The 21,685-nt window shown below is 40.8% G+C and carries 15 protein-coding genes; 8 read left to right on the top strand and 7 right to left on the bottom strand.

From position 1 onward, the window contains the following. Positions 1–34: 34 nt before the first annotated feature. From LGO15_RS22265 to LGO15_RS22255, 3 genes are all read right to left on the bottom strand, one after another. Positions 35–1,342: an extracellular solute-binding protein gene (locus LGO15_RS22265; protein ID WP_226087962.1), complete on the bottom strand. Its 1,308-nt coding sequence runs from the start codon at positions 1,340–1,342 to the stop codon at positions 35–37. Between the two features lie 109 nt (positions 1,343–1,451). Continuing rightward, a complete protein-coding gene (locus LGO15_RS22260) occupies positions 1,452–2,237 on the bottom strand; it encodes a response regulator transcription factor (RefSeq protein ID WP_226086059.1) in 786 nt (261 codons plus the stop codon). Further along, positions 2,227–3,981 (bottom strand): sensor histidine kinase, encoded by a 1,755-nt coding sequence (locus LGO15_RS22255; RefSeq protein ID WP_226086057.1) that lies wholly within the window; start codon positions 3,979–3,981, stop codon positions 2,227–2,229. The genes LGO15_RS22260 and LGO15_RS22255 overlap by 11 nt, the downstream gene beginning before the upstream one ends. Positions 3,982–4,327: 346 nt before the next feature. On the opposite strand from LGO15_RS22255, the gene LGO15_RS22250 reads away from it, so the two are divergent. Together LGO15_RS22250 and LGO15_RS22245 are read left to right on the top strand one after the other, a co-directional pair. Further along, complete coding sequence (locus LGO15_RS22250) at positions 4,328–5,482, top strand: endo-1,4-beta-xylanase (protein ID WP_226086055.1); 1,155 nt, start codon at positions 4,328–4,330, stop codon at positions 5,480–5,482. Positions 5,483–5,583: 101 nt separating this feature from the next. Beyond that, positions 5,584–6,345 (top strand): polysaccharide deacetylase family protein, encoded by a 762-nt coding sequence (locus LGO15_RS22245; RefSeq protein WP_226086053.1) that lies wholly within the window; start codon positions 5,584–5,586, stop codon positions 6,343–6,345. Between the two features lie 91 nt (positions 6,346–6,436). Here the strand turns inward: LGO15_RS22245 and LGO15_RS22240 are convergent, their stop codons facing one another. Beyond that, positions 6,437–6,616, bottom strand: a complete 180-nt coding sequence (locus LGO15_RS22240) for a hypothetical protein (RefSeq protein ID WP_318999806.1) — start codon at positions 6,614–6,616, stop codon at positions 6,437–6,439. 138 nt (positions 6,617–6,754) lie between these two features. Here LGO15_RS22240 and LGO15_RS22235 point away from each other — a divergent pair, with 138 nt between their 5' ends. From LGO15_RS22235 to LGO15_RS22225, 3 genes are all read left to right on the top strand, one after another. Continuing rightward, positions 6,755–7,357, top strand: a complete 603-nt coding sequence (locus tag LGO15_RS22235; protein ID WP_226086051.1) for a hypothetical protein — start codon at positions 6,755–6,757, stop codon at positions 7,355–7,357. 68 nt (positions 7,358–7,425) lie between these two features. Further along, positions 7,426–7,962 (top strand): DUF6241 domain-containing protein, encoded by a 537-nt coding sequence (locus LGO15_RS22230; RefSeq protein WP_226086049.1) that lies wholly within the window; start codon positions 7,426–7,428, stop codon positions 7,960–7,962. Positions 7,963–8,045: 83 nt separating this feature from the next. Next, on the top strand, positions 8,046–8,507 hold the full coding sequence (locus tag LGO15_RS22225) for a VanZ family protein (protein WP_226086047.1): 462 nt from the start codon (positions 8,046–8,048) through the stop codon (positions 8,505–8,507). 159 nt (positions 8,508–8,666) lie between these two features. On the opposite strand, the gene LGO15_RS22220 is transcribed toward LGO15_RS22225, so the two are convergent. Further along, positions 8,667–9,134 (bottom strand): hypothetical protein, encoded by a 468-nt coding sequence (locus LGO15_RS22220; protein ID WP_226086040.1) that lies wholly within the window; start codon positions 9,132–9,134, stop codon positions 8,667–8,669. A 452-nt stretch (positions 9,135–9,586) separates the two neighbouring features. Here LGO15_RS22220 and LGO15_RS22215 point away from each other — a divergent pair, with 452 nt between their 5' ends. Continuing rightward, positions 9,587–10,654, top strand: coding sequence for an acyltransferase (locus LGO15_RS22215; protein ID WP_226086038.1), 1,068 nt, complete (start codon positions 9,587–9,589; stop codon positions 10,652–10,654). Between the two features lie 61 nt (positions 10,655–10,715). Here LGO15_RS22215 and LGO15_RS22210 read toward each other — a convergent pair whose 3' ends face one another. Beyond that, positions 10,716–13,814, bottom strand: a complete 3,099-nt coding sequence (locus LGO15_RS22210) for a cell wall-binding repeat-containing protein (RefSeq protein ID WP_226086036.1) — start codon at positions 13,812–13,814, stop codon at positions 10,716–10,718. 210 nt (positions 13,815–14,024) lie between these two features. Beyond that, positions 14,025–16,400: a serine hydrolase gene (locus LGO15_RS22205; protein WP_226086034.1), complete on the bottom strand. Its 2,376-nt coding sequence runs from the start codon at positions 16,398–16,400 to the stop codon at positions 14,025–14,027. Between the two features lie 206 nt (positions 16,401–16,606). Between LGO15_RS22205 and LGO15_RS22200 the strand changes: the two genes are divergently transcribed. Together LGO15_RS22200 and LGO15_RS22195 are read left to right on the top strand one after the other, a co-directional pair. Continuing rightward, positions 16,607–17,275 carry a hypothetical protein gene (locus tag LGO15_RS22200; protein WP_226086033.1) on the top strand — a complete coding sequence of 223 codons (669 nt, stop codon included), beginning with the start codon at positions 16,607–16,609 and terminating at the stop codon, positions 17,273–17,275. Between the two features lie 40 nt (positions 17,276–17,315). Continuing rightward, complete coding sequence (locus LGO15_RS22195) at positions 17,316–21,674, top strand: DEAD/DEAH box helicase (RefSeq protein ID WP_226086032.1); 4,359 nt, start codon at positions 17,316–17,318, stop codon at positions 21,672–21,674. Positions 21,675–21,685 lie beyond the last annotated feature (11 nt).

Raw genomic sequence — 21,685 nt, 5'->3', positions numbered from 1 at the left:
TTCATCAGCAATATGCCCTCTTTCTAAGCAAGTATTATTTCTCAGCAGCAAGTGCTTCTTCTTGGGTTTTTGCAAACTTTTCAGGAGTTGTTTGTCCGCCGAATAATGCTTGAATCTGGTTCAAGTGAACATCTGCTACGCCGGCAGACATCTGAACATCTGCATATAGAGTCAGGTTCGTCGCGTTTCCTAAGTCATTCAGGATGTCAATGTACATTGGGTGAAGTTCACCATTTGATGTATCAACGACTGTAGCCGGAATGACCCCAGCGTCAACAACAGAACGCTTGCCCCATTCTTCAACAAGGTAGGAGACAAATTCTTTCGCTTCGTCTTTCACCTTTGATTGTTCAGATACGAACAGTCCAACACCAGGTCCGCCTACATAGCTGTCGATATCGCCTTTTCCGCCTTCATAGGTAGGGAACTTGAAGTAACCGACTTTGTCCTTGAATTCCTGGGAAACATCAGGAGTTGTAGTATAGTTTGGAAGCTCCCATGTTGCCATCAAGTACATAGCAGCTTGTTCATTCATAAAGTAACCTTTTGCTTCATCGTTGGAAAGGCCGTTGTAGCCTTTGACGAATGCGTCCATCTTAACAAGCTTTTCAATTTCTTCAGCTGCCTGGACAAGAGCTGGATCTTCAAAGCTTCCAGAACGGTTGATTGCATTGTTTAAAGCTTCAGGTCCGCCAATGCGGTCAGCAAGGTACATATACCACATGGATCCAGTCCAGCGGTCTTTGTTTCCTAAAGTGATTGGAGTCACTCCGTTATCAGCAAGTGTTTCAACGACATTCAGGAACTCATCATATGTCTTTGGAGCTTCTAAGTTATATTTCTTGAAAATTTCTTTGTTGTAATATACCGGGGTGATGTTCAATTCAAGAGGTACAGCGTATGGCTTTTCGTCAACTGAGAAAGCATCAAGCGTACCAGCAACGAAATTGTCTTCTTTGGCAATGTCATCTAATGGAGCAAACATTTTACCATCAACGAAAGGCTTCATATACCCTGCTGCCCAGGTGATTCCAACATCAGGCAGTTCATTTGAAGCAGATAATACCTTGATCTTCTCTTTGTACTGCTCATTGCCTAGAATCTCGGTCTGGATGTCTACATCAGGATGTTCCTTTTCATATGCATTGATAATGTCATCCACAATTGTGTATTGTGCATTTGAACTTCCTTCTGGCCATAGATGCATCATTTTCACGACAGTTTTATCTCCGCTGGACGCCTTCTCATCGCCTGAAGAACCAGTAGAGGAAGAGCAGCCCCCTAAAATCAGTCCGCCTGCCAATGCTAAGGTCATCACAGAGGAAAACGCTTTCTTTTTCATCAATCCAAAACCCCCTCAATTGTTTGTTTGTCTATGCCTTACATTTAAAGTCTAACACCAGGGGGGAGACCAAAAAAGGCAACGATGATTAGGAAAAATACTACTATTTTTAGAAAGCCCTTTCATTTCCTGTTTTTCGATAAGCGCTTGGTGTCATACCCTCTATTTCTTTGAAAATCTTAATGAAGTACTTGGCGGTTTTATAGCCGACTTCCTCTGCTATTTCATTGATAGGGAGGGTAGTTGAAAGGACCAATTCCTTTGCGCGCTGGACCCTTCTTCTGGTTACGTATTCACTGAAATTCAGGTCGACTTGCTCCTTGAACAATACGCTAAAATAACTCGGGTTCAAATGGACATGGGCAGCAACATCTTTCAATGTGAATTCTTCCTTCAGATTTCGGTCTATGTAAATGATAGCCTTTCGGATAGTGTCCTTGGTTGAAGCCATCTTGTTGCTGGCAACAACTATTTTCTCGTCAACCACTTTTTCGATCAATCCTGCCCTTTCTTGTTTCTCCATGACCTTCACAGCATCTTCGACAGCTTCTATCAGCTTCTTTTTCCCAATGGGTTTTAAAAGATAATTGATGACACCGAGCTTTAAAGCCTGCTGTGCATACTCAAATTCGGAATAGGCCGATATGACAATCACTACTGGCTTCATTTTTTTTTCCTTCAGTGTCTTTAGTAACTGCAGCCCTGTCATTTCCGGCATCCGGATATCAGATAGTAAAATATGAATCTTCTTTTCCTGTGCAATGCGCAGGACATCCTCACCGCTTTCAGCAGTGAGGATGGTGTATTCACCGTTGTTCCAGCTTTCCAGTGTTCTTTGCAAGCCTTGTCTCGTTCTTGGCTCATCGTCCACAATCAAAATATTCTTAGACAACATTCTTTTCGCCTCCTTCAATCGGTAGTTCGAACGTAATTCGAGTTCCCTGGTCTAACTCACTCTCAATCAAAAGGTCTGTGTGTGAAATGCCCTGGTAATATAATTTTAAGCGCTTATAGACATTTGAAATGGCCATCCCTTTTCCGCTGGCAGAGGATGTGCCGCCATCTTCAATCGACTGGACAATCTGTGACAGCCGCTCTGGGTCCATCCCGGATCCATCATCTTTTACAGTGATACGAATCCGTTCTTTGTTTTCGTATATGACGGGTTCAACGATTACAGAAATCTGGGAGTTGCCTGTCTTATTTCCAGCTCCATGGAGGGCTGCATTTTCCACGAGAGGCTGTATGATTAGTTTAGGGATCCTGACATGCTCATATTTTTCCGGAAGTGAGACATGCCATTTCAGCCTGTTGCCAAAACGCATTTTCATGATTTCCATATAGTCGCTGATATGCTTGATTTCGTCTTTCAGGTACACCCAATCATCATCGGTTTCTTTTGTAATCGTATAACGGAATAAATCCGACATTGCTACAACTAGTTCAGCAAGCTCTTCTTCATCTTTTTCATCCAGTGACCAATGAAGCGCATCCAATGTATTGAATAGGAAATGTGGATTGATTTGCGCTTGAAGCGCTTTCAATTCACTTTGGCTTCTTAAAATCTCCTTTTGATAAACCATCTGCATCAAATGGTTCGTTTCTTTTACCAGCTGGTTATAGGTACTGTTCAATTCATTGATTTCATTGACGGAGTACACTTCCGGATTCAGTGTTAATGAACCGTCTCCGGCTCGCTGCATCGTTTTTGTCAATCTCAATATTGGGCTTGTAATTATAGTCGACAGGAAAAATGAACTGATAGAAAAAATAATGAGGCCGACCACCCCGGACAAAATGATGCCGTTCCGGATCCAGGACATGCCTTCTGTCAGTTCACTGACAGGGGTTAAAATGAAGACAGTCCATCCTGTAAGACTTGATGTTTGTTTTGATACGATATAATCCCGCTCATTGAGCTGTAATACGTTTTCATTGCTATCGATAATCCGATTGATATCACCGACATAATTTTGGATGATTGGATTTTGATCTTGATCCAAAAGAATCGAGTACTGGTCGTTCTCATACTTTTCATTCGCAAAGTGAAAATGATCCCGGTTAATGCTGATTAAAAGATAACCGCCACTTCTGAATTGTCGTTCCATTAGATTAACTCTCCGGATGGCAAGAAAGTAGTTTTTATCATTTGGGTCTTCACCGATCCAGACCATCCGTCCTTTTGCCTGATTCGCTTCCTCAATCCACTTTTTCCCGATGCGGTTTTTTAACTCATCCTCGTCGAGGGGGAGGACCCGCTGCCTCTTTTCAGAAAACAGCTGAAAGGAAAAAATGCCGTCCGTATTCCCGATGATCCTGTTGATATGTCCCATTAAGCGCTGTCTATCGTCAAAGGAAACTTGCTTACCGTCATGCACATCTGTCAAAATTCTTTGGACTTCTTCATCGGTGATGACAAGCTTTGAATTCATATTGATCTGCTCGTAAAGAGATTCCATTCGTCCATTGGCTTCAATCGCTACCTGCTGTATTTGCTTTTCTGCGTTGTTCTGTAGCAATGCCGAAACTTGTCCTAATGTTAAAAGACTGACAATCAATAACACGATGACCATGACAATCAAAAAGATAAATAGAATCTGGTTGCGTAATGTATTCCACTTTTTAAGTTGGTTCAGCACGGCGGTTCGCCTTTCTTATTCTAGTAGTATTTGTATTTATTATTATATCTCCTTTCTGACTAACTGGTGAGATGTCTATTTCAGGTAAGTTATGTGAAAAATCATTTCCATCTAGTCCTATTTTATCATTTTTAGAGAAAACTTTAAATTATTAGTTTATTAAGTGGATAAACAAAGTTTTGTGCTGATATAATCTTCTTACGTCAGGTAACAGCTGCCGATTTTTTTACACCTCTATGAAAGCCCTTTCTTTTTTTCCTGGCCAAGCAAACTGAATAAGGGGGGAGAATTCGTTAGAACTGTGTAAAGTGCAAAAAACAATTTTAGAAAGCGGGGAACTCCTAATATGTTAAAAGTATTGCGTAAACCATTTCTTACTGGATTGGCTTTGGCCCTATTTTTACCTGCCGGATTATCCAATGTTGCAGCAGCTGAACCGGTCAGTGCACTTGATGTCGAAGTGGAACTTGATGAAAGATATGCAGATTCATTCGATATTGGTGCAGCCGTCGAGCCTTATATGTTTGAAACCGAGGACGCTGAAGTACTAAAGCGCCATTTTAACAGCATTGTTGCCGAGAATGTCATGAAACCAATTAACATACAGCCAGAGGAAGGGAAATTCACCTTCGAGGAAGCAGATAAAATTGTTAAGTTTGCGAAAGAGAATGATATGGAGCTTCGTTTCCATACACTGATCTGGCACAGTCAAGTACCTGAATGGTTCTTCCTGGATAAAGAAGGAAACCCTATGGTCGATGAAACGGACCCTAAGCAGCGTGAAAAGAATAAAAAACTGTTGCTAAAGCGATTGGAGACCCATATTAAAACGATCGTCAAGCGTTATAAAAATGATGTGAGCTCATGGGATGTTGTCAATGAAGTAATCGATGAGTATGCATCTAATGATGAGGGCTTACGCGAATCCCCATGGTATCAAATTACAGGTAAAGATTATATCAAAGTTGCTTTTGAAACCGCGAATCGCTATGCCGCAAAGGACGCTAAGCTATACATCAATGACTACAATACCGAGGTAGAACCGAAGAGAACCCACCTGTACAACCTGGTGAAGGAACTGGTTGCAGAGGGAGTTCCGATCGATGGAGTTGGGCATCAGGCGCATATCCAAATTGGTTGGCCATCTCTTCAGGAAATGGAAGATTCCATCAACATGTTTGCAGATTTAGGCCTCGATAACCAAATTACCGAACTGGATGTAAGCCTCTATGGCTGGCCGCCAAGACCTGCTTATCCTTTTTATGATGAAATCCCAGCTTTCGAATTCGAGCGCCAGGCCGATCGCTATAATAAGTTATTCCAGCTATACGAAAAACTGGGAGATAAGATCAGCAGCGTGACATTCTGGGGTGTTGCCGATAACCATACTTGGCTGAATGACCGCGCAGAACAATACAATGGTGGAGTTGGAGTAGACGCGCCGTTTGTCTTCGATACTGAATACAATGCCAAGCCGGCTTATTGGGCTATTATTGACTAATTAAGTAGCTTAGTAGATTGAATTTCCTTGGATTTTCGCCAACACTTTGTTGTCCTGTTAAACAAAGTGTTGGCGGCCAATAATAGGAGGTAAATATGCTGATGAAAAAATGTAAAGGACTGTTTATGGCTTTGATCCTATTACTGATTGCCAGTACTCAATACCAGCTGCCAGCCAGCGCAAAACAAACTGAACAGGTTGAAATCCCGGTCCTGCTCTATCATGTCGTGAAACCTGATCCAGACCCGAATAATCCTTATCAATTCAGTCTTGAAGAATTTGAAAAACATATGGCATACCTTCATGAAAATGGCTACCGCACTTTGACAATGAAGCAATATTTCAACATTCTTGATAAAAAAGCAGCCATGCCAAAGAAGCCAATTCTCCTGACATTTGATGACAATTCAAATGATTTTTATCCTTATGTCTATCCAGTCTTGCAGAAATATGGAATGAAAGCCACTCAATTCACAGTGTCAGATTGGGTAGATGGCAGCTGGAATATGACTTCAACCGAACTTCTGACCGTAATGGAAAACGGAGTAGACATCCAGAACCATTCAGTCACCCACCCAGCCCTTGCCGGACTAAGCAGGGAGCAGCAATACACAGAAATCAACGAAGCAACAAAGGCCCTTAAAGACCTGACAGGCAGAACAACAACTACCTTCGCTTATCCTTATGGAAGCTATAATTCCGATACAGTCTCCGTTTTAGAGGAATTAGGGTTTAAAGGCGCATTCAAAGTAGGCGGCGGAATCAGTACAGATCAGAGTAACCGGTATGAACTGCCGAGGATTATGATTTTGCAGGAGCATACTTTATACGATTTCATTAGAATGGTAGAGACGGGGTATTAGGAGAGACACTTATTCCAGACAACCCAAAAACAACCATCCCCAAAAGGCGGATGGTTGTTTTTCGTATGTTAATCTTGTGAACCATAACTGATTAAATTCGTGAAAATCCTATACCCACAAGGCACCTGCCCTGGATCTGACGATAGAATACTAGGTTTGTATAAAGGTAGGTTCCTTTGCCGTAGTTGGCCATCAGGATGCCGCCGTCGAAGGCGTTTTCTCCTGTGTCAGCCATGCTGACGAAGGTCTGGTATTCTGGTCCCCATGCCATTGGATAGTAGAGTCCTCTAATTCGACAGGTGCCTGTCACCACCCGAAAATTGTCGGATGAAAATTTATTATACAATTAATATATAATTTAGAATAAAATGGAATTATATATTCGGATTTGTTTTTAGGGGGACTGGTATTGGGGAGAAGAGTGGTTATATTGCTGTTTTTGGTTCTGATTGTGGGTTGTATTCTGTATATAAGACATTATAAAAGTGAGCAGGATTATAATAGGAGGTATTATATAAAGATCGATGAGGCTTCCATTGAGGGGAATCTGAAGTTATGGTTGAATCGTGATGAGGGGATGGACCTGAATCCGAATATTTTTGATCTTCAAAGGCTGGGTGATTCTAGTACATATATGGTCTTGTTTACTCTTGGAAATAATGATTATGGGAATGCGCAACTGATTAAGGGCAAAAACGGTAAATTGAGAATTAAGCAGGCGAGTTATGGAGGCCTTTTAATCTATGATTATCAAGATATAAAAACGAATAAAGGCCGGTATTACCTAGTGATGGGGAAGAATCCTAATTTGATATTTGACCATATTGAAGTGAAAGTTGATTATAAAAAATCTTATAGCTTCTTTGTGGATGTATCTGGAGATGAATTTTTCTATCACTATGAGAATATACCTGAGGACCAGGAACTCGACGAACGTACTAAGATTATCTTTTATGATGAAGATAATAAACCATTTACTGATGACCAGTTACGGGTTATAGATTTTAATTGATGTATTCGGGACAAAAAGCTCACGGACTTTGGTATGATTAAGATAATTTTTAGTCAACGGAGGAACGGATGAAGAGAGTCAAGTTTCTATTAAAAAACCAAATTGTCCAAATCATTTTGGCTATTCTTTCACTTTCAATCGTTCTTAGTGCATTGGTTTACACTTTTATCGCACCGGTCTATTTTTCAGACGAGACGATTCAGCACAAAATAGTGAAGCAAGTACAAAAAGAGGAAAGGCAGAGGGCGAATCGAAAAATATCTTCACCGAATGGAGAAAAGCTGTTCAATGAAGAGATGACTGATGCCCAGGTGAAAAAAGCAATCCATCTGCTAAGCCACCAGAAAGTGAAGGCGGTTGAAAAGTGGGGCGCGGAAGAAATCACCCAGGAAAAGATCGATCTATTGCTCCAGGTAGTCGAGGGAAGTAGTTTTTATAATAGGGATTTATACCTTCGAATACTAACCGCCTGGGCCAAAGGCGATTTTTCCAGGGCCGACCTTGACCACAATGCTGTTTGGGAATTGCAAGAAGGGACAGTCGGAAGAGCAACAGGTCTATTGACCCCTGAAGAAGAAAATTTATTTATCGAAGAAAATTTTTGATGATACGTCATACATATTTATTGCGCCCTTGTCTGTATTCAGGCGAGGTTTTTTTTCACTATCGCTATGAAAAGGAGCTAAAAATGAATCGGATTTTATCTTGGAGTGCTGTGATCCTTTGGTGTGTGCTTATCTTCAGCATGTCGGCACAGCCGGCTGCGGTCTCGAATGGACTAAGCAAAGGAATGACCGAGGTCATTATCGAACATGCTGAGAAGGTTGTTCCGAACGAGGAGTTCAACTTGGGAAGTCTAAATCATATCGTCAGGAAGAACGCCCATTTCTTCCTGTATCTGATACTGGGGATTTTCGTGACCTACGCTTTGAGGCAGAGCGGCAGGGAGGGGAAAAGCGCTTACGGGCTGGCTTTGCTCATCTCGACACTCTACGCCATATCAGATGAATTTCACCAGCTCTACGTCCCAGGCCGGGGAGCGCAGATAAGTGATGTGCTGCTTGATAGTGCCGGGGCATTGGTTGGGATAGTAGCGTACATTATAATTCGACAGGTGCCTGTCACGCCCCGAAATTTGTCGAAAAAATAAACAGGGGTGGTTCGATGTTGTTCATCGGAACCGCTCCTGTTTTTGTGTTTTATAGTTTTTGAGCGTAGAATTGAAACGGCATTTCTCTAACAGGTTTATACCACCCTGCCTCCTAAGTACCCCTTCAAAATCTTATCTCATGGAAGTTGAGAATCTTCTTTACTCTTCAATTGGGACAAAAAAATCATATTCCGGTGTACCATATTTTGCAAACATTTTTTCTTTATAATCCTCAAATGATAGATGGAAGTTTTCTGGGGGATTGCCGAGTACGACGGTGAACTCGCCATCCTTGAATGTTACCAGGTAGCTTTTTTCACTATCCACATCATCATTAAAATATGCTTGCTGGAAGTTTTCCAGCTGCTCGTCAGTAAGGGGTGAGTCAAATAATGTCCTTTCCCGGCGTCCGTCCTTTTTTGCCAGAGTGAGAATTCCATGTCCCTTACTTGTAACTTCCTTATATTCTACGCTGTCTTTCGAAGAGCTTTCTATCGTTTTTTCATAATGATAGCCACAGCGTAAGCAGTAGGTGTATATTTCGCCTAATTTATAGTAGTGATCTTCAATTGCGGAACGTGCGCAATTCGGGCATTTTGTTGCATACATAATCGATGCGATTAGCAAAATTCTCCTTTGTTTAATGGATTTTAAGTTGGTTGCAGGGTGATTATTAATTGAAGTGAAAAAGGTGAAAGAGCAGATGCTTGAAGAAGGTGACGGGATTTCTTTAGAAGCAGTTTTCAAAGAGGAGTATGCACTTGATGATAGGGAGGGTGGTATAAGTCTAGTTTAAATTGTAATAGTATTTTGTCAATTGATTTTTTCAGCATTGGGACAAAGATTGTAATTTTAACTTTTTTCACAGTTTAAAATTTTTGCTGTGTTATGAGCATTAACACTTCGAACATCGGTCCGATGATTTCCACCCTTCCATTCCTATATTTGTATGATTCATCCAAAATGAGTTATTGAAGACTAATTAATAGTATTATAGAATAGCATTTGTCTGTTGTTTGTAAGTCGCATTTTAATTTACCTACTGCTGCCACCAAGTGTAAATTTAAGGAGTAAACATCATGAACTTATCTTCTAGAAATACAGGGATCGATTTAGTAAAGGCATTTGCTATTCTTTTTGTATTATCAGTACATTTCTTTTTGAAGACAGAGTATTATTCAACGCCTTTGGATGGAAAGAATATGTATATTCAAACGTTTTTACGAATGTCCTTTTTGATTTGCGTGCCACTTTTCATCATTTTGACGGGATATCTCCAGTCGAGTAAAAAACCAACTGTCGATTATTTTAAAAAGCTGATGCCTGTGCTCATCGTCTACATTTTCTATTCGATAGTGGCTATATTGGTAAGGGTTTATCATTTTGATGAACAGAAAACAGTGCTGGAATGGCTTGCTGAGGTTACTCACTTTAAGGCAAATAGTTATTCCTGGTATGTGAATATGTACATTGGATTATTTTTGATTAGCCCATTTCTAAATATTCTATATAAAGGACTAAATAGCAAGAGGCAAAAGCAGCTGTTAATCATAGTGTTGGTAGTTATGACATCACTTCCAGATATCCTGAATGGGAAGGCAAGGGGCGTTCTTTTCGTTCCGGATTTCTGGGATCAAATGTATCCATTGATGTATTATTTTATCGGTTCATATTTAAAAGAGTATCAATTTAGAATAAAGAAATGGATTGGAACCATTTTGCTGGCGACTGTTACTCTAGTGGAAGTGTGGATTGAGGTCCATTATGCAATGGGAGGTAAATTCCGTGGAATGGCAGGGTATTATAACTCAACCCTTATAGTTGTTCATTCCGTGATTTTCTTCTTACTATTTTATGATGTTCATATCAAAACAAGGATCTTATCAAAATTCATTACTTTCGTATCAATGCTATCCTTAGATATCTATTTGGCTTCAAACATCAGCGATAAAATCGTTTATCAATATGTTTTTGAAAACATCTATGTAAACCAGCAACAGATTATGTTCAAGGCTGTTCCAATAGTGCTTAGCACATTCACTATCGCCTTTATAATGGCTCTGCTGCGTTACCATATACTCCCGACCGAACGCTTGAGTACTGGAAAAATAAAAAAGAAAAACAATATGAAACTTGGTTATACGTAAAAAGAGGGTGTCTCAAAAGGTATTAACTTTTGAGCACCCTCTTTCTTTTAAAAATTAACTACTATCTAATCCATGCACCATCTGAACCAAGTTTGTATCCGCCAATAGTGGTGTTATAGGCCATAACACCGCTGCTGTAGAGATAATACCATTTGCCGCCTGTATACAGCCATCCGGTCTTCATGATGCCGCTTGTCTCCAGGTAGTACCATTTAGTGCCAGATTTCAGCCATCCGGTCTTCATCACTCCGCTTGGTTCCAGGTAATACCACTTAGATCCGGATTTGAGCCAGCCAGTTTTCATGGCGCCGCTTGATTCAAGGTAGTACCATTTCGTTCCAGATTTGAGCCAGCCAGTTTTCATGGCACCACTAGATTCAAGGAAATACCATTTTGTTCCGGACTTAACCCAGCCTGTTTTCATTACACCGCTCGATTCAAGGTAGTACCACTTTGTTCCGTCTTTCAGCCACCCGGTTTTCAGCACTCCCTTTGAATCCAGGTAGTACCATTTAGTGCCGGACTTTAGCCAGCCAGTCTGCATAATTCCTTCATCGTCAAAATAATGCCAATATCCATTGATTTTTTGCCAGCCAGTCTGCATTGCACCGTCACTATTAAAGAGGTACCAATCCCCGTCGATCTTCGTCAGCCCAGTCGCATAGTCATCAATCAGTGGATTGTAGTAATACCATTCTCCACCGTAGTAAACCCAGTTGGAAGCTGTGGTAAAATGAATGATCAAATCCTCTGCTAACGGGTTGCCGTCGTATCCTTCTATCGCCCCGCTATTGATTTTCAAAGTGTATTCTGTGTAACCTGCGAGAAGAGGCGGGATAACGTAAAGTGCATCCTCAAACTCGGCGCTCTCAACCTCTATCGTTCCATCAGGCCCAAGGATACTGATTCCTGAAGGGTCTTTCACCACAATCCCCTGATCAAAAAGAAGAGCAAAGAAACTGTTTATAGGCACATCCTCGACGCCGTCATAAAACGACGCGTAATCATAGTCTTCCTCTCCGTCATCATAATACGTAATCGAGACAGCTTCGAGATATTCTGTCGGTACTGGATCGGAAGGGGTACCAGGATCACCAGGATCACCAGGATCACCAGGATCGCCAGGGTCACCAGGATCACCAGGATCGCCAGGGTCACCAGGATTTGGATTATACTTTTCATCAGTATTCAGCTTGCTGATCTGGACATTGCCATTGCTATCAGTAAATACTGCTACTAAACCTTCTTTAAAATGAAGCTGTTCTGCTTTTACATCTTTTGCAACCGAATAAAGATATTCATTTGTATTGTAGGCATAGACGTCAATTCCGCCATCAAGTCTGGCTGCATAGGTTAATTGTTCATCTATATTGAACTCGTAATCTGTATAATTGCTGCCAAGATCAAATTTATATTTCATATCGCCAGATTGATACTTGGCAAGGCTGAAAACGATACCGCTTGTATTATACATACTTTGGCCATCAGGGGTTATTTTTGCCAAAGGGAATAAGTCGTAATTTCCATGGTATGGCGAGCCGTACTGATTTTTAACAATGCCATCCTTCACCTCAAAAGCTGTTACATCCCGAGGGTCCGTATCTGTGTCGATCGTATAGATTTTTGACATGGAAGGATTATAGTTGATATACGACCATGCCCGCATATTGATTTTTTCTTTATTGATTATCTCGCCGCCAGTGACTGAAGAATACACCTTCAGATCTTCCCACTGGTTGGAGCCAGGTGTGATATAGATATAACCTGATCCATCGATGGCAATATCATAAGGATCGGTATCTACTTCAATCAGTTTGACTGCTTCGAATGTTTCAGTATCGATCTCAGCAATTGCACCAACCAACAGATTATCAGTACTGTATTCATGATTCATTTCATGCTGCGTTACATACAATTTATTGTTATATAATTCTATTCTTTCTGCAGGGTATGGCAAAGCAAGTGCCTTGATTTCACCTGTTTCATAGTTTGCTGCATAAATTGTATAGCTTTCAGGTCTGGTCAAATAAACGACCGGTTTAACTGGATCGATCGCTGTATCTTTTGGTATGAATCCCAAGTTGTCTATTGTTCCTGCTGGGTCAGGTACTCCAGGTGTGTCGGGAAGTCCTGATGTTGGCGGTGTATCCGAACTCATCGTTTCAATAAAATACTGTCCGTTTCCATCTTTGTTGATTGTTACCAGCAACCCGTTTTGGAGATGAAGTTCCTGAACACGGAGGTCTTTTCTTAAAGCATACAAATACTTATTAGTGCCATATTCATACACATCAATCCCTCTGGTTTTGCTTGCACCAAAGGTCAATCCCAGCTCTGTGCTGAAAGCATAATCGTTATATCCTTTGCCAAAAGTAAAGTCGAATACCATGTCGCCAGATTGGTAAAGTGCCAGATTGAAGACATTGCCGCTATTGTCATACAAATTCAAGCCATCATGGGAAAATCTTGACATTCCTTGCATGTCATAATCCCCATGGTAAATAGAATCATAGTGATTCTTAATGACACCATCGACAACTTCAAAAGCTTCAATGTCTGTAGGACTTGATGCTTTATCCATGGCGTAAACCTTTGAGGTTGCAGGGTTGAAATGGATATAAGACTTGTAATATAGGCTTGTTTTATACGGATTCTGTTCTATTTCAGTTTTTTCCGTCATTGAGAATACTCTTAAATCTCCCCATTGATCTGAGCCTGGTGAAATATAGACAAAGCCATTTGAATCGACAGCTATATCATAAGGGTCTTCTTCGATATCGAGCACATTGCTAAGAGAGAAGGTTTCAGTATCCACTTCTGCTATCGCTCCAGTACGTATATCGGTACGATACTCATGGCTCATTTTATGCTGCGTGATAAAAAGCTTTCCTCCAAATAAATCCAATCTTTCAGCAGGATAGGGGAGAGTCAATGTCTCGATTTTCCCTGTTGAAAAATTGACAGCGTATAAAGTTTGGCTTCCGAGCTTTGTCATATAGAGAACTGGTTTGTTAGGGTCCATCACTGTATCATTTGGCTTAAAATCTAGATTGATCATTCCGTTGAATGATTCTGCTGCCACACTCTTTCCTTGAGTGTATGGAAGTGCTGCAGACAAAATTAAAATGAATGCAAATATTACTTTTAAAAATCTGATCAATAATCTCCCGCCTTTTTAGAAATTTTTAGCATTTCCTTTTTTTAGTATCGGTCCAAATTGTAGAAGTTTTATTAAATAAATTAAAATAGTCAAAAGGTGAGAGGTATCGTCTAGATGTGAATTGTAAGGTTGGGTGAAAGATTTAATTTGTTGAATATTAATTGAAGAAAATGGAAGCATAGGGTATGCCTGCCCTATGCTTCCATTTATTTACTTCATAACCTTCCAAAACTCCTCGGCGATTGCCTGGTAACCAAATAGATTCGGGTTGAATCTATTTTGGTTTGGAAGGTAATTAGTATAGTTTTGCTCATTGATGATTTGCGTTGTTGAAATAAATGTATCGTCATGCTGGTTGGCCTGATGTTGGATTTGGGCATTCAAGGCCAGGATTGCTTGATTGATCTGTTCTTTTTGCAGTGGATCAGTCCGGTATGGCATTGGGTTGTAATAGCCCATTACGAATACGTTCACTTCAGGGTTAAGTTCATCAATTGTTTCCAGGATGATGCTTATTTTTTCCGAAACTGACGGTATTTCTTCCAGTGCCTTGTCTGAATCGTTTTGTAATGAAAGATATATATCATTTATTCCGATATCGATTGAAATATGTGTAGCATTTTTAATTGCCTGCTGAACGTTTTCCTTTTCCAGATCGGCCAACAGATCATCCGTTTTATGACCGGAAGCGGCATAGTTGTTAAAGCTCATCAGCTCATGAGCTTTTGAAAAATTCCTGGCAATGTAGTTCGGGTAGCCCCAATCAGGATCCACGCCATTTTCCGTTGGGCGGTCCTGGCCTTCAGGAGTCATACCTGATGCAAGTGAATCTCCTAAAGCAACATAGTTTATCTGGATCCAAGCACCGTCGGGACCTAATTTAAATCCTTGGATCGTCGTATTGGCGGCCATCAGTCCCTTTGAATTGAAATAGTACCACTTGCCGTCAATTTTTTGCCAGTCAGTAACCATAGCGCCGCCAGCATCGAGGTAATATTTCTTTCCGGCCAGGTCAATCCATCCGGTCTCCATTTTACCAGTAGCTCCATTGAGGTAGTACCAATCGTTTTTATAGAAGGTCCAGCCAGTCAGCAATTCACCGCTTGTACGGAGTGAGTACCATTCCCCATTGATTTTTTGCCAGCCAGTCAGCATCTCGCCGCTATCTTTAAGGTAATATTTTTTTCCTGATAGATTGATCCAACCCGTTTCCATTTTTCCGGAAGTTGAATTCAAGTAATACCATTTATTTTTATACAGCGTCCATCCGGTGAGCATTTCACCATTTGGCTGAAGGAAAAACCATTCATTATTGACTTTTTGCCATCCAATTGCCATCTCACCGCTATTTTTAAGGAGATATTTTTTGCCGGATAGATTAATCCAGCCTGTTGCCATATCTCCCGAGTTTTTCAGGTAATACCATTTATTTTTGTAAAAGGTCCATCCAGTGAGCATTTCACCATTCGTTTTGAGATAGTACCATTTACCTTCGACCTGCTCCCAGCCAGTTGCCATTTTTCCATCAGAATCGAGGTAATACCATTTTTCCGCTGATTTAACCCAGCCAGTCTTCATAACACCTGTGTGGTCAAGGAAGTACCATGCACCGTTGTATGAGAGCCATCCTGTTTTCATAGCCCCGTCGCTGTTTAAGTAGTACCAGGAGTCACCGGATTTTAACCAGCCTGTCCGCATGGTTCCGGTGGTCTGGTCCAGGTAGTACCAGCGATTATTATAGTTTAGCCAGCCCTTGTATTTCCCGTCCTTTGTGTAAAAGAACCATTTGCCGCCTGATGATACCCAGCCAAGGCCCGGTATTTCGTTCCAGACCATTTTTGAGATGGTGTTGATTGTGTCGACCCCGTAAGAGAAGGATTTATTATTAGTAGTTAGAACGGCAATAACATAGCTTTTGCCTTGTCCATTTACAAACCCAACACTATTTACGTATTGGCCATTCGTGTACCAGCCGTTTTTCAGCGCCACACTCACTCCGGCTGGAAGCCCATATCCCGTACCCCAGCGCTGGTCTGCCTGGACGTTCCTCATCAGGTTAAGGCCATAAGCTCTCTGGGAATCCGTTAAAAACGAGTTGGGATAGGCGAATAGCTTCATCATGGTCAACTGGTCTGTCGCATTTGTGGTTGTGCGTCCCCACCATCCGCCAGTGCCAGCTTTTGTATTATTCATCCCGACCATATTAAAAAATGACTGCGCCCCTGATTCGCTGCCGGTGCGCCGCCACATCGTACTCGCAGCACTGTTATCGCTGCTGACGATCATCTTCGTAAGCAGAGAATTCTCGTAAGATGTAATCGGAATTTGCTTATAGAGCACATTGGCCAATATCGACATCTTTACAATACTAAGAGTATTGTAGGACTTGGATGAATTGTAAGTATAAGTCTCGCCGGTATTGGCATCATATACACCGACAGACACCGTATTGCTCCTTGAATTAAGAAAGTTCGTGACATCCCGCCCCAGAACCATGTTTGCTGAGGCATCTCCAGGCATTTCCAAAGCCACCATCATTAAAAGCCCAGCCAAAACCCCTGCAATAATCTTATTAATAAAACTCATCTCTTCCCCCTAAAAAATTGGTAATCTATGTATCTAGTACTATGATACTGCATCGACAGGCACCTGTCACCGCCATAATTTCATTTCGACAGGTGCCTTCGACAGGTGCCTGTCACCACCCGGAATTTGTCGAATGGTGCTTTGTGCTCATATATTTTTTGCAGGATGCATATAAAGAAAGACAAGTATTTTTTAGGAGGGTGGTTATGGATTTCATTATTGATAATAAGGTGGTTCCTGAATTGGGGACTACTTTTTGGTTGGTTGAGGATGGTGGTACTGGGGAGAGGTTTATGGGTTATACGAGTTTGTCGGAAGATATGGTCTTCCCTGTGTACCATACTTTGCTTTTGCTTGAGCAGCTTGTTTATAAGAAGGTCCGGATTATTGGGCGTTACCCAGGAATATCTGGTGTTATAAGGGATCCGCTTATTGCCAGTAAGGTGGCTGAGCTGCAAAATGAAGGTTTCGAAATTGATATAGTTCCGATGGGGAAGCAATCAGTGCCGAAATTGGCTAAACTTTATCATGAACTCAGAAATGAAAGATTAGCAGGAATGAAGGTGCACTTTTCTTCATCGAACAGCAAGTTGCATTTTTCATCACTTGATTTGAATGAAGCAGAAAATAGAAGAGTAATAGAGGCGAAGAGGGTCAGAAACATTAATAACCTCAAAGAAGATAGGGAGCATCATTTTAAAAAAATTAAGAGTCAGATAGCGGATATAAGGGAGCGGAACATAGGCAGTGTGATGGTTAAGGAAAAAAGGTATCGGCAACTGCGTGACTACGTAGAAAGATTCATAGAGTGTGATAACGCCTTGGAAGAAATGATGATTAAGGATAAGTTTTCAAGTGAACAGATGAAGTTTTAATTTGACCAGATCTGCATTTTTACAAAGGAGTTATCCTAGTATGAAATATATTTTTGGGAAGGCAATGCTATCCGAATTAGCTGGTGATGGCTGTACGAAGAAAGTCATTCACCAGCTTCATGAAAAATGGCCAGTGATGGAAGATGAAGAGACGACCGATTCCTACATAGAAAAACAACTTAAGACTGCTATTCCAGTAAAAGATAAGCCGCCACTAGAACAAATCATGGAGCTGGGCGATCTGGCAGAACTCTTAAAAGTAGAGGAGTTATCCAACAGCACTATAGTGAAAACTGAAATTGTAGAGGACTTTAGGGATTCGTCTTTTTTCCTTGAGAAAGACGGCAAGGGGATTCTTTTTAACAGTGATAATCGGGGTTTGTTGAAAAAGCTTATTGAGGATGGCGATATAGAGGGGAAGCATTTTAAAATCGCCCTGTCTGAATACGAAGACCATACAAGAGACGAATTCAAGCGGATTTTTGACCCGAATATCTCTGAATATGTATACCAGGTTGAGCTCCCGGCGAATATAGCCTTCGTCAGGCACTTTCTTGATGACGAAGAGAAATATAGGGAGTTTATTTCTAAAAACATCACATTCACATCGATGCGTCCTGACTTGATTCGTCTCATCAAGCCTGGAGGTCCTGGTGTGAGTGAGGTTTTAAGCAAGAAAAATCAGGTAGTCCCAACATCGGGCGATAAAATAATTCTGCAAATTTGCGATGTGAAAATGTCAGATTTCCGAAGTGGCTATTTCATTGAATTAGCGCTTTACATGTCCGTGCTGAATGAGTATATCCATTCGAACGGTCTGGAAAATGAATATGAAGTGGCTGCTACAGGACAGATTTTTCAGCAGAAGTTTTACGAGACTCCTGGGGAAAGGGAAGCAAGAATCAACGAGGGAGAGTCACAAGAAATATGGGAATGCGATTATAAAACATTGCGCACTAGATTGAAGGCATTGTTCAATGAGAAAGTTTTTTCAATAATTGACATAATTGAAAAGGGCGAGAGGTTCCTTTATGAAGAAGTTGTTGTCACTCCAATGTGCCAGACCTGTGATTACTATGGTGGCCAATTCTCCGACAGCCTAAGGAATCATTTGAAGAAAATCAACAAGCGGGACGATATTGACAATTCGGAACTGACTTCCTACCAGAAAGAAAACAACTATTGCCGTTACCAATTGATAAATAAGAATAGCATCAATACGATTCCTATTTTAAAAAGAGGCGAAAGACGGCTGCTCATCTCGGAAAATGTCCAAAGCCTAGAGCAGCTTGGAGAGGAATTAAAAACAAATGCAAAAGGTATTTTTGATAGAAGTTTAAGTCTAAAGGCTGGTAAAGAGGAACTTCAGCAGTTTCTGGATCTGCAAGAGTCGGATGAAGCGTTTAGAAAAGTAAAAGACCAAACCTTGTTTCTGCCTGATTTTACGAATTTATTGATTTTCATCGACATCCAGCATGACCCGCAGGATCGGACTTTTTCATATGCAATGGAATACTTTTACCGTAATGGAGGGGAATCGGAGGACAGCGGGGAAGACCCATACCTTCAAATTGTTGAGACAAGCAGTGTAATCGAAGAGCGGCGGGAATTCCTCGATTTTCTCCTTGCGATCAACAGTCTTTTGAAAAGGTTCGAAGACAGCAGGAACGAAGAAGGAGACCCTGTAACATTTGCCATTGTTTACTGGGGAGCAAATGTCATCAAATTTATGGAAAGACAATTTTTAAGACTAGTAGAGCGATATCCTGCAAGCTCAGACCGGTTGGATGATTTTTTAAGTGATATTTATCCGGGCTTGTCCGAAAAGGAACTACTGCAAAAGAAGCAGGACATACAGGAGTTGTTCAATCGATTCGGTACCTTTTTTAAAAATGAGAGAGAATTAGAGCATTATAAAGTAATCAAACACACCCCCTTTTACAACCTCAAACAGGCAATAGAGGATGTTTACAGGTTGAATGTAAACTATGAAGTTACCTTGATAAAGGCGGCAAATCTTTTACTCGGCAAAGATGCTGATGAGAATCTGTACAAACCTGACTCGGACCAGATGAATATTAACGTCATGATTTCAGCCAGAAAAAACCTCCATTTTCCTTTAAAGGTAAAAACCATTAAGGATGAACTTATTGGACGCATCCATTCAATTAAGAAGCTGCTTTTCCAGGCCCCGCGAGGACTAACACAGCCTCCAGAGATTCCCCATTCAGATGGGGGAAAAGAATTTCCTAATCTGGCTTTTGGAGCTGACCTGCTTTGGATGCACTTGTTAAATTGGTCATATGATGTCATTGAGAGAGAGTCGGTTCATCATGAACGTCCATATAAAAAAATGATTCTTGGCAGGGCAGTTCATTTGGAAGAAGAGATTACTGGTGAGGATAAAAAGCGGATCATCCATAGGCTGTTAAATATCAATGTTAGAAAAGATGAAAAATACAAAGTATATAAAATTTCTGATGACTCTATCAATGCGGATAAAGAAGGGATAGAAAACACACTTTATCCGGCTGATGAAAATGAAAGCTTGTTTAAACTGTTTACTCCTAAAACTTCTAGAAGTTCCTTGTCAATTACTGGAGATTTAGCGGATTTCATTTTCATGAGTTACCGCGAGGCGATGCTTGTGGCGGTGAAGATTGTTGATAAGGAAAATCAAATTCTTATTATTGATGTGCCCAAGCCTTTGCGAAAATTAATCAGTCATTTGGAGGGAACGCACAAATTTGACTTCAGTCAGAATGTCCTTTTGGAAACTGTCAAATTGACTGATTTTTGGATTGACCATTTATCGGGATCTCTTGAAAAATTGAATGATAATCCAGATTTGATAAAACGCCTTGAACAATATGATCCAGTCGAAAAAGTGAGTCCGTTACTTGCTGTCACAGAATTGACTAGCAGACTCGAGAACCATTATCGTACGGACCCAATTTTAAAAAGTAAAGGTCATGTAGACCTTCCATTGGATGAGTCACAGAAAAACGCGATCATCTCTACGATGAAAAAGGGTTTATCTCTTTTATGGGGGCCTCCTGGGACAGGAAAAAGCCATACGATTGCTCACTTGCTCCTATATGATTATTTGTTGACGAAGCCAGATGAGATTAAGCGGGTCCTATTACTCGGGAATTATGATGCAACGGATAACCTGATATCCAATATCATCGATGTGATGGACCAAAATGATGTGACGATAAATCGAATCCGGTCGGGTTATGGTGAGGATAAACATTATCAGACCCACAATATAGTTTTTAGGAATTTGGAGATGAAAAAGCAGGATATTGAAGGCATTGCAGATTGGCAAGACAGATATCAAATTTTCTCTAGTACACAGTTTCAAATCAGTAAGCTACATGCAGCTGCACCCGATTTGAAGTTTGATTTCATCATTGTTGATGAAGCATCTCAGATGGAAGTGGGGGCTTTTTTGACAGGATTGTTATTCGTCAAGCCGGAAACCAAAATTTTGCTTGCTGGTGACCATAAGCAGCTTCCGCCCGTTACGAAGGTCAAGGTGAAAAGCGATTCAAAACATTATTTTGGATCGGTGTTCAGCTACTACCATGATACGTTCCAGCCTTCCTATCCTAATATTCTTTCAGTACTGGAAAAGAACCGCAGATCCAACAAGGTGATAGTTGAGTACTCCAGGAATGCCTTTGATTATCCTGTTGGGTACCAATCTGTTTTCCAAAATGATCTGATTTCGTTCGAGAAGGAAATGGATTCTTCATTTTATGACTTGGTATTGGATCCTGTAAAGGTAATGGTTTGTCTAAGTTACGAGGATGGTTTTTCGCAGAAAAGGAACATCTTTGAAGCCGAAGAGGTAGTTGCGCTTGTAAAAAGAATTTTTGAAAGGCGCTTGATGGACCGAAAAACGGGGAAGCCTTATGAATCAATTCCGTTTTTTGAAAAAGGAGTAGGTATCGCGGTACCTCATAATCAACAAAAGTATTACATCCAAAACGAGTTAATGAATTATTTTACTAGGATTGGTTCCGCATCGGGCGATGAACTCACGCGTCTGAAAAAGGCAATCGAAAACTCGGTAGACACCGTAGAAAAATATCAGGGCCAACAAAGGGATATTATCATTTGCAGCTTTACCGTAGGGGATATAGACTTTATCCAAAAAGAGGAAGAATTTATCTACAGTCCACATCGACTTAACGTGATCATTTCAAGAGCTAAACATAAAGCTATTATTCTCGCATCAAATCAGCTGATGCATAATACCAGCAACGACTATGACAAGCTCATCTTGAAGTTGCCATTTGATTATCTATCTGAATACTGCGACCAGCAACTTTATTTAACACAAATGAAATGGCAGGAACGGAAAGGAATAATGAAATTCAGGGAAGCATGAGTGGGTAATGC

The sequence above is a fragment of the Mesobacillus sp. S13 genome (assembly GCF_020422885.1).
In the GTDB taxonomy this organism is placed as follows: domain Bacteria; phylum Bacillota; class Bacilli; order Bacillales; family Cytobacillaceae; genus Mesobacillus; species Mesobacillus selenatarsenatis_A.
Note: the sequence above shows the minus strand (reverse complement) of the source record. Positions and strands in the feature narration are given on the sequence as shown.

Excerpts from the sequence above, each read along its gene's own strand:
- LGO15_RS22265 (WP_226087962.1), bottom strand. The coding sequence starts at position 1,342 with ATGAAAAAGAAAGCGTTTTCCTCTGTGATGACCTTAGCATTGGCAGGC.
- LGO15_RS22260 (WP_226086059.1), bottom strand. The coding sequence starts at position 2,237 with ATGTTGTCTAAGAATATTTTGATTGTGGACGATGAGCCAAGAACGAGA.
- LGO15_RS22250 (WP_226086055.1), top strand. The coding sequence starts at position 4,328 with ATGTTAAAAGTATTGCGTAAACCATTTCTTACTGGATTGGCTTTGGCC.
- LGO15_RS22245 (WP_226086053.1), top strand. The coding sequence starts at position 5,584 with ATGAAAAAATGTAAAGGACTGTTTATGGCTTTGATCCTATTACTGATT.
- LGO15_RS22240 (WP_318999806.1), bottom strand. The coding sequence starts at position 6,616 with ATGGCATGGGGACCAGAATACCAGACCTTCGTCAGCATGGCTGACACA.
- LGO15_RS22230 (WP_226086049.1), top strand. The coding sequence starts at position 7,426 with ATGAAGAGAGTCAAGTTTCTATTAAAAAACCAAATTGTCCAAATCATT.
- LGO15_RS22225 (WP_226086047.1), top strand. The coding sequence starts at position 8,046 with ATGAATCGGATTTTATCTTGGAGTGCTGTGATCCTTTGGTGTGTGCTT.
- LGO15_RS22215 (WP_226086038.1), top strand. The coding sequence starts at position 9,587 with ATGAACTTATCTTCTAGAAATACAGGGATCGATTTAGTAAAGGCATTT.
- LGO15_RS22205 (WP_226086034.1), bottom strand. The coding sequence starts at position 16,400 with ATGAGTTTTATTAATAAGATTATTGCAGGGGTTTTGGCTGGGCTTTTA.
- LGO15_RS22200 (WP_226086033.1), top strand. The coding sequence starts at position 16,607 with ATGGATTTCATTATTGATAATAAGGTGGTTCCTGAATTGGGGACTACT.
- LGO15_RS22195 (WP_226086032.1), top strand. The coding sequence starts at position 17,316 with ATGAAATATATTTTTGGGAAGGCAATGCTATCCGAATTAGCTGGTGAT.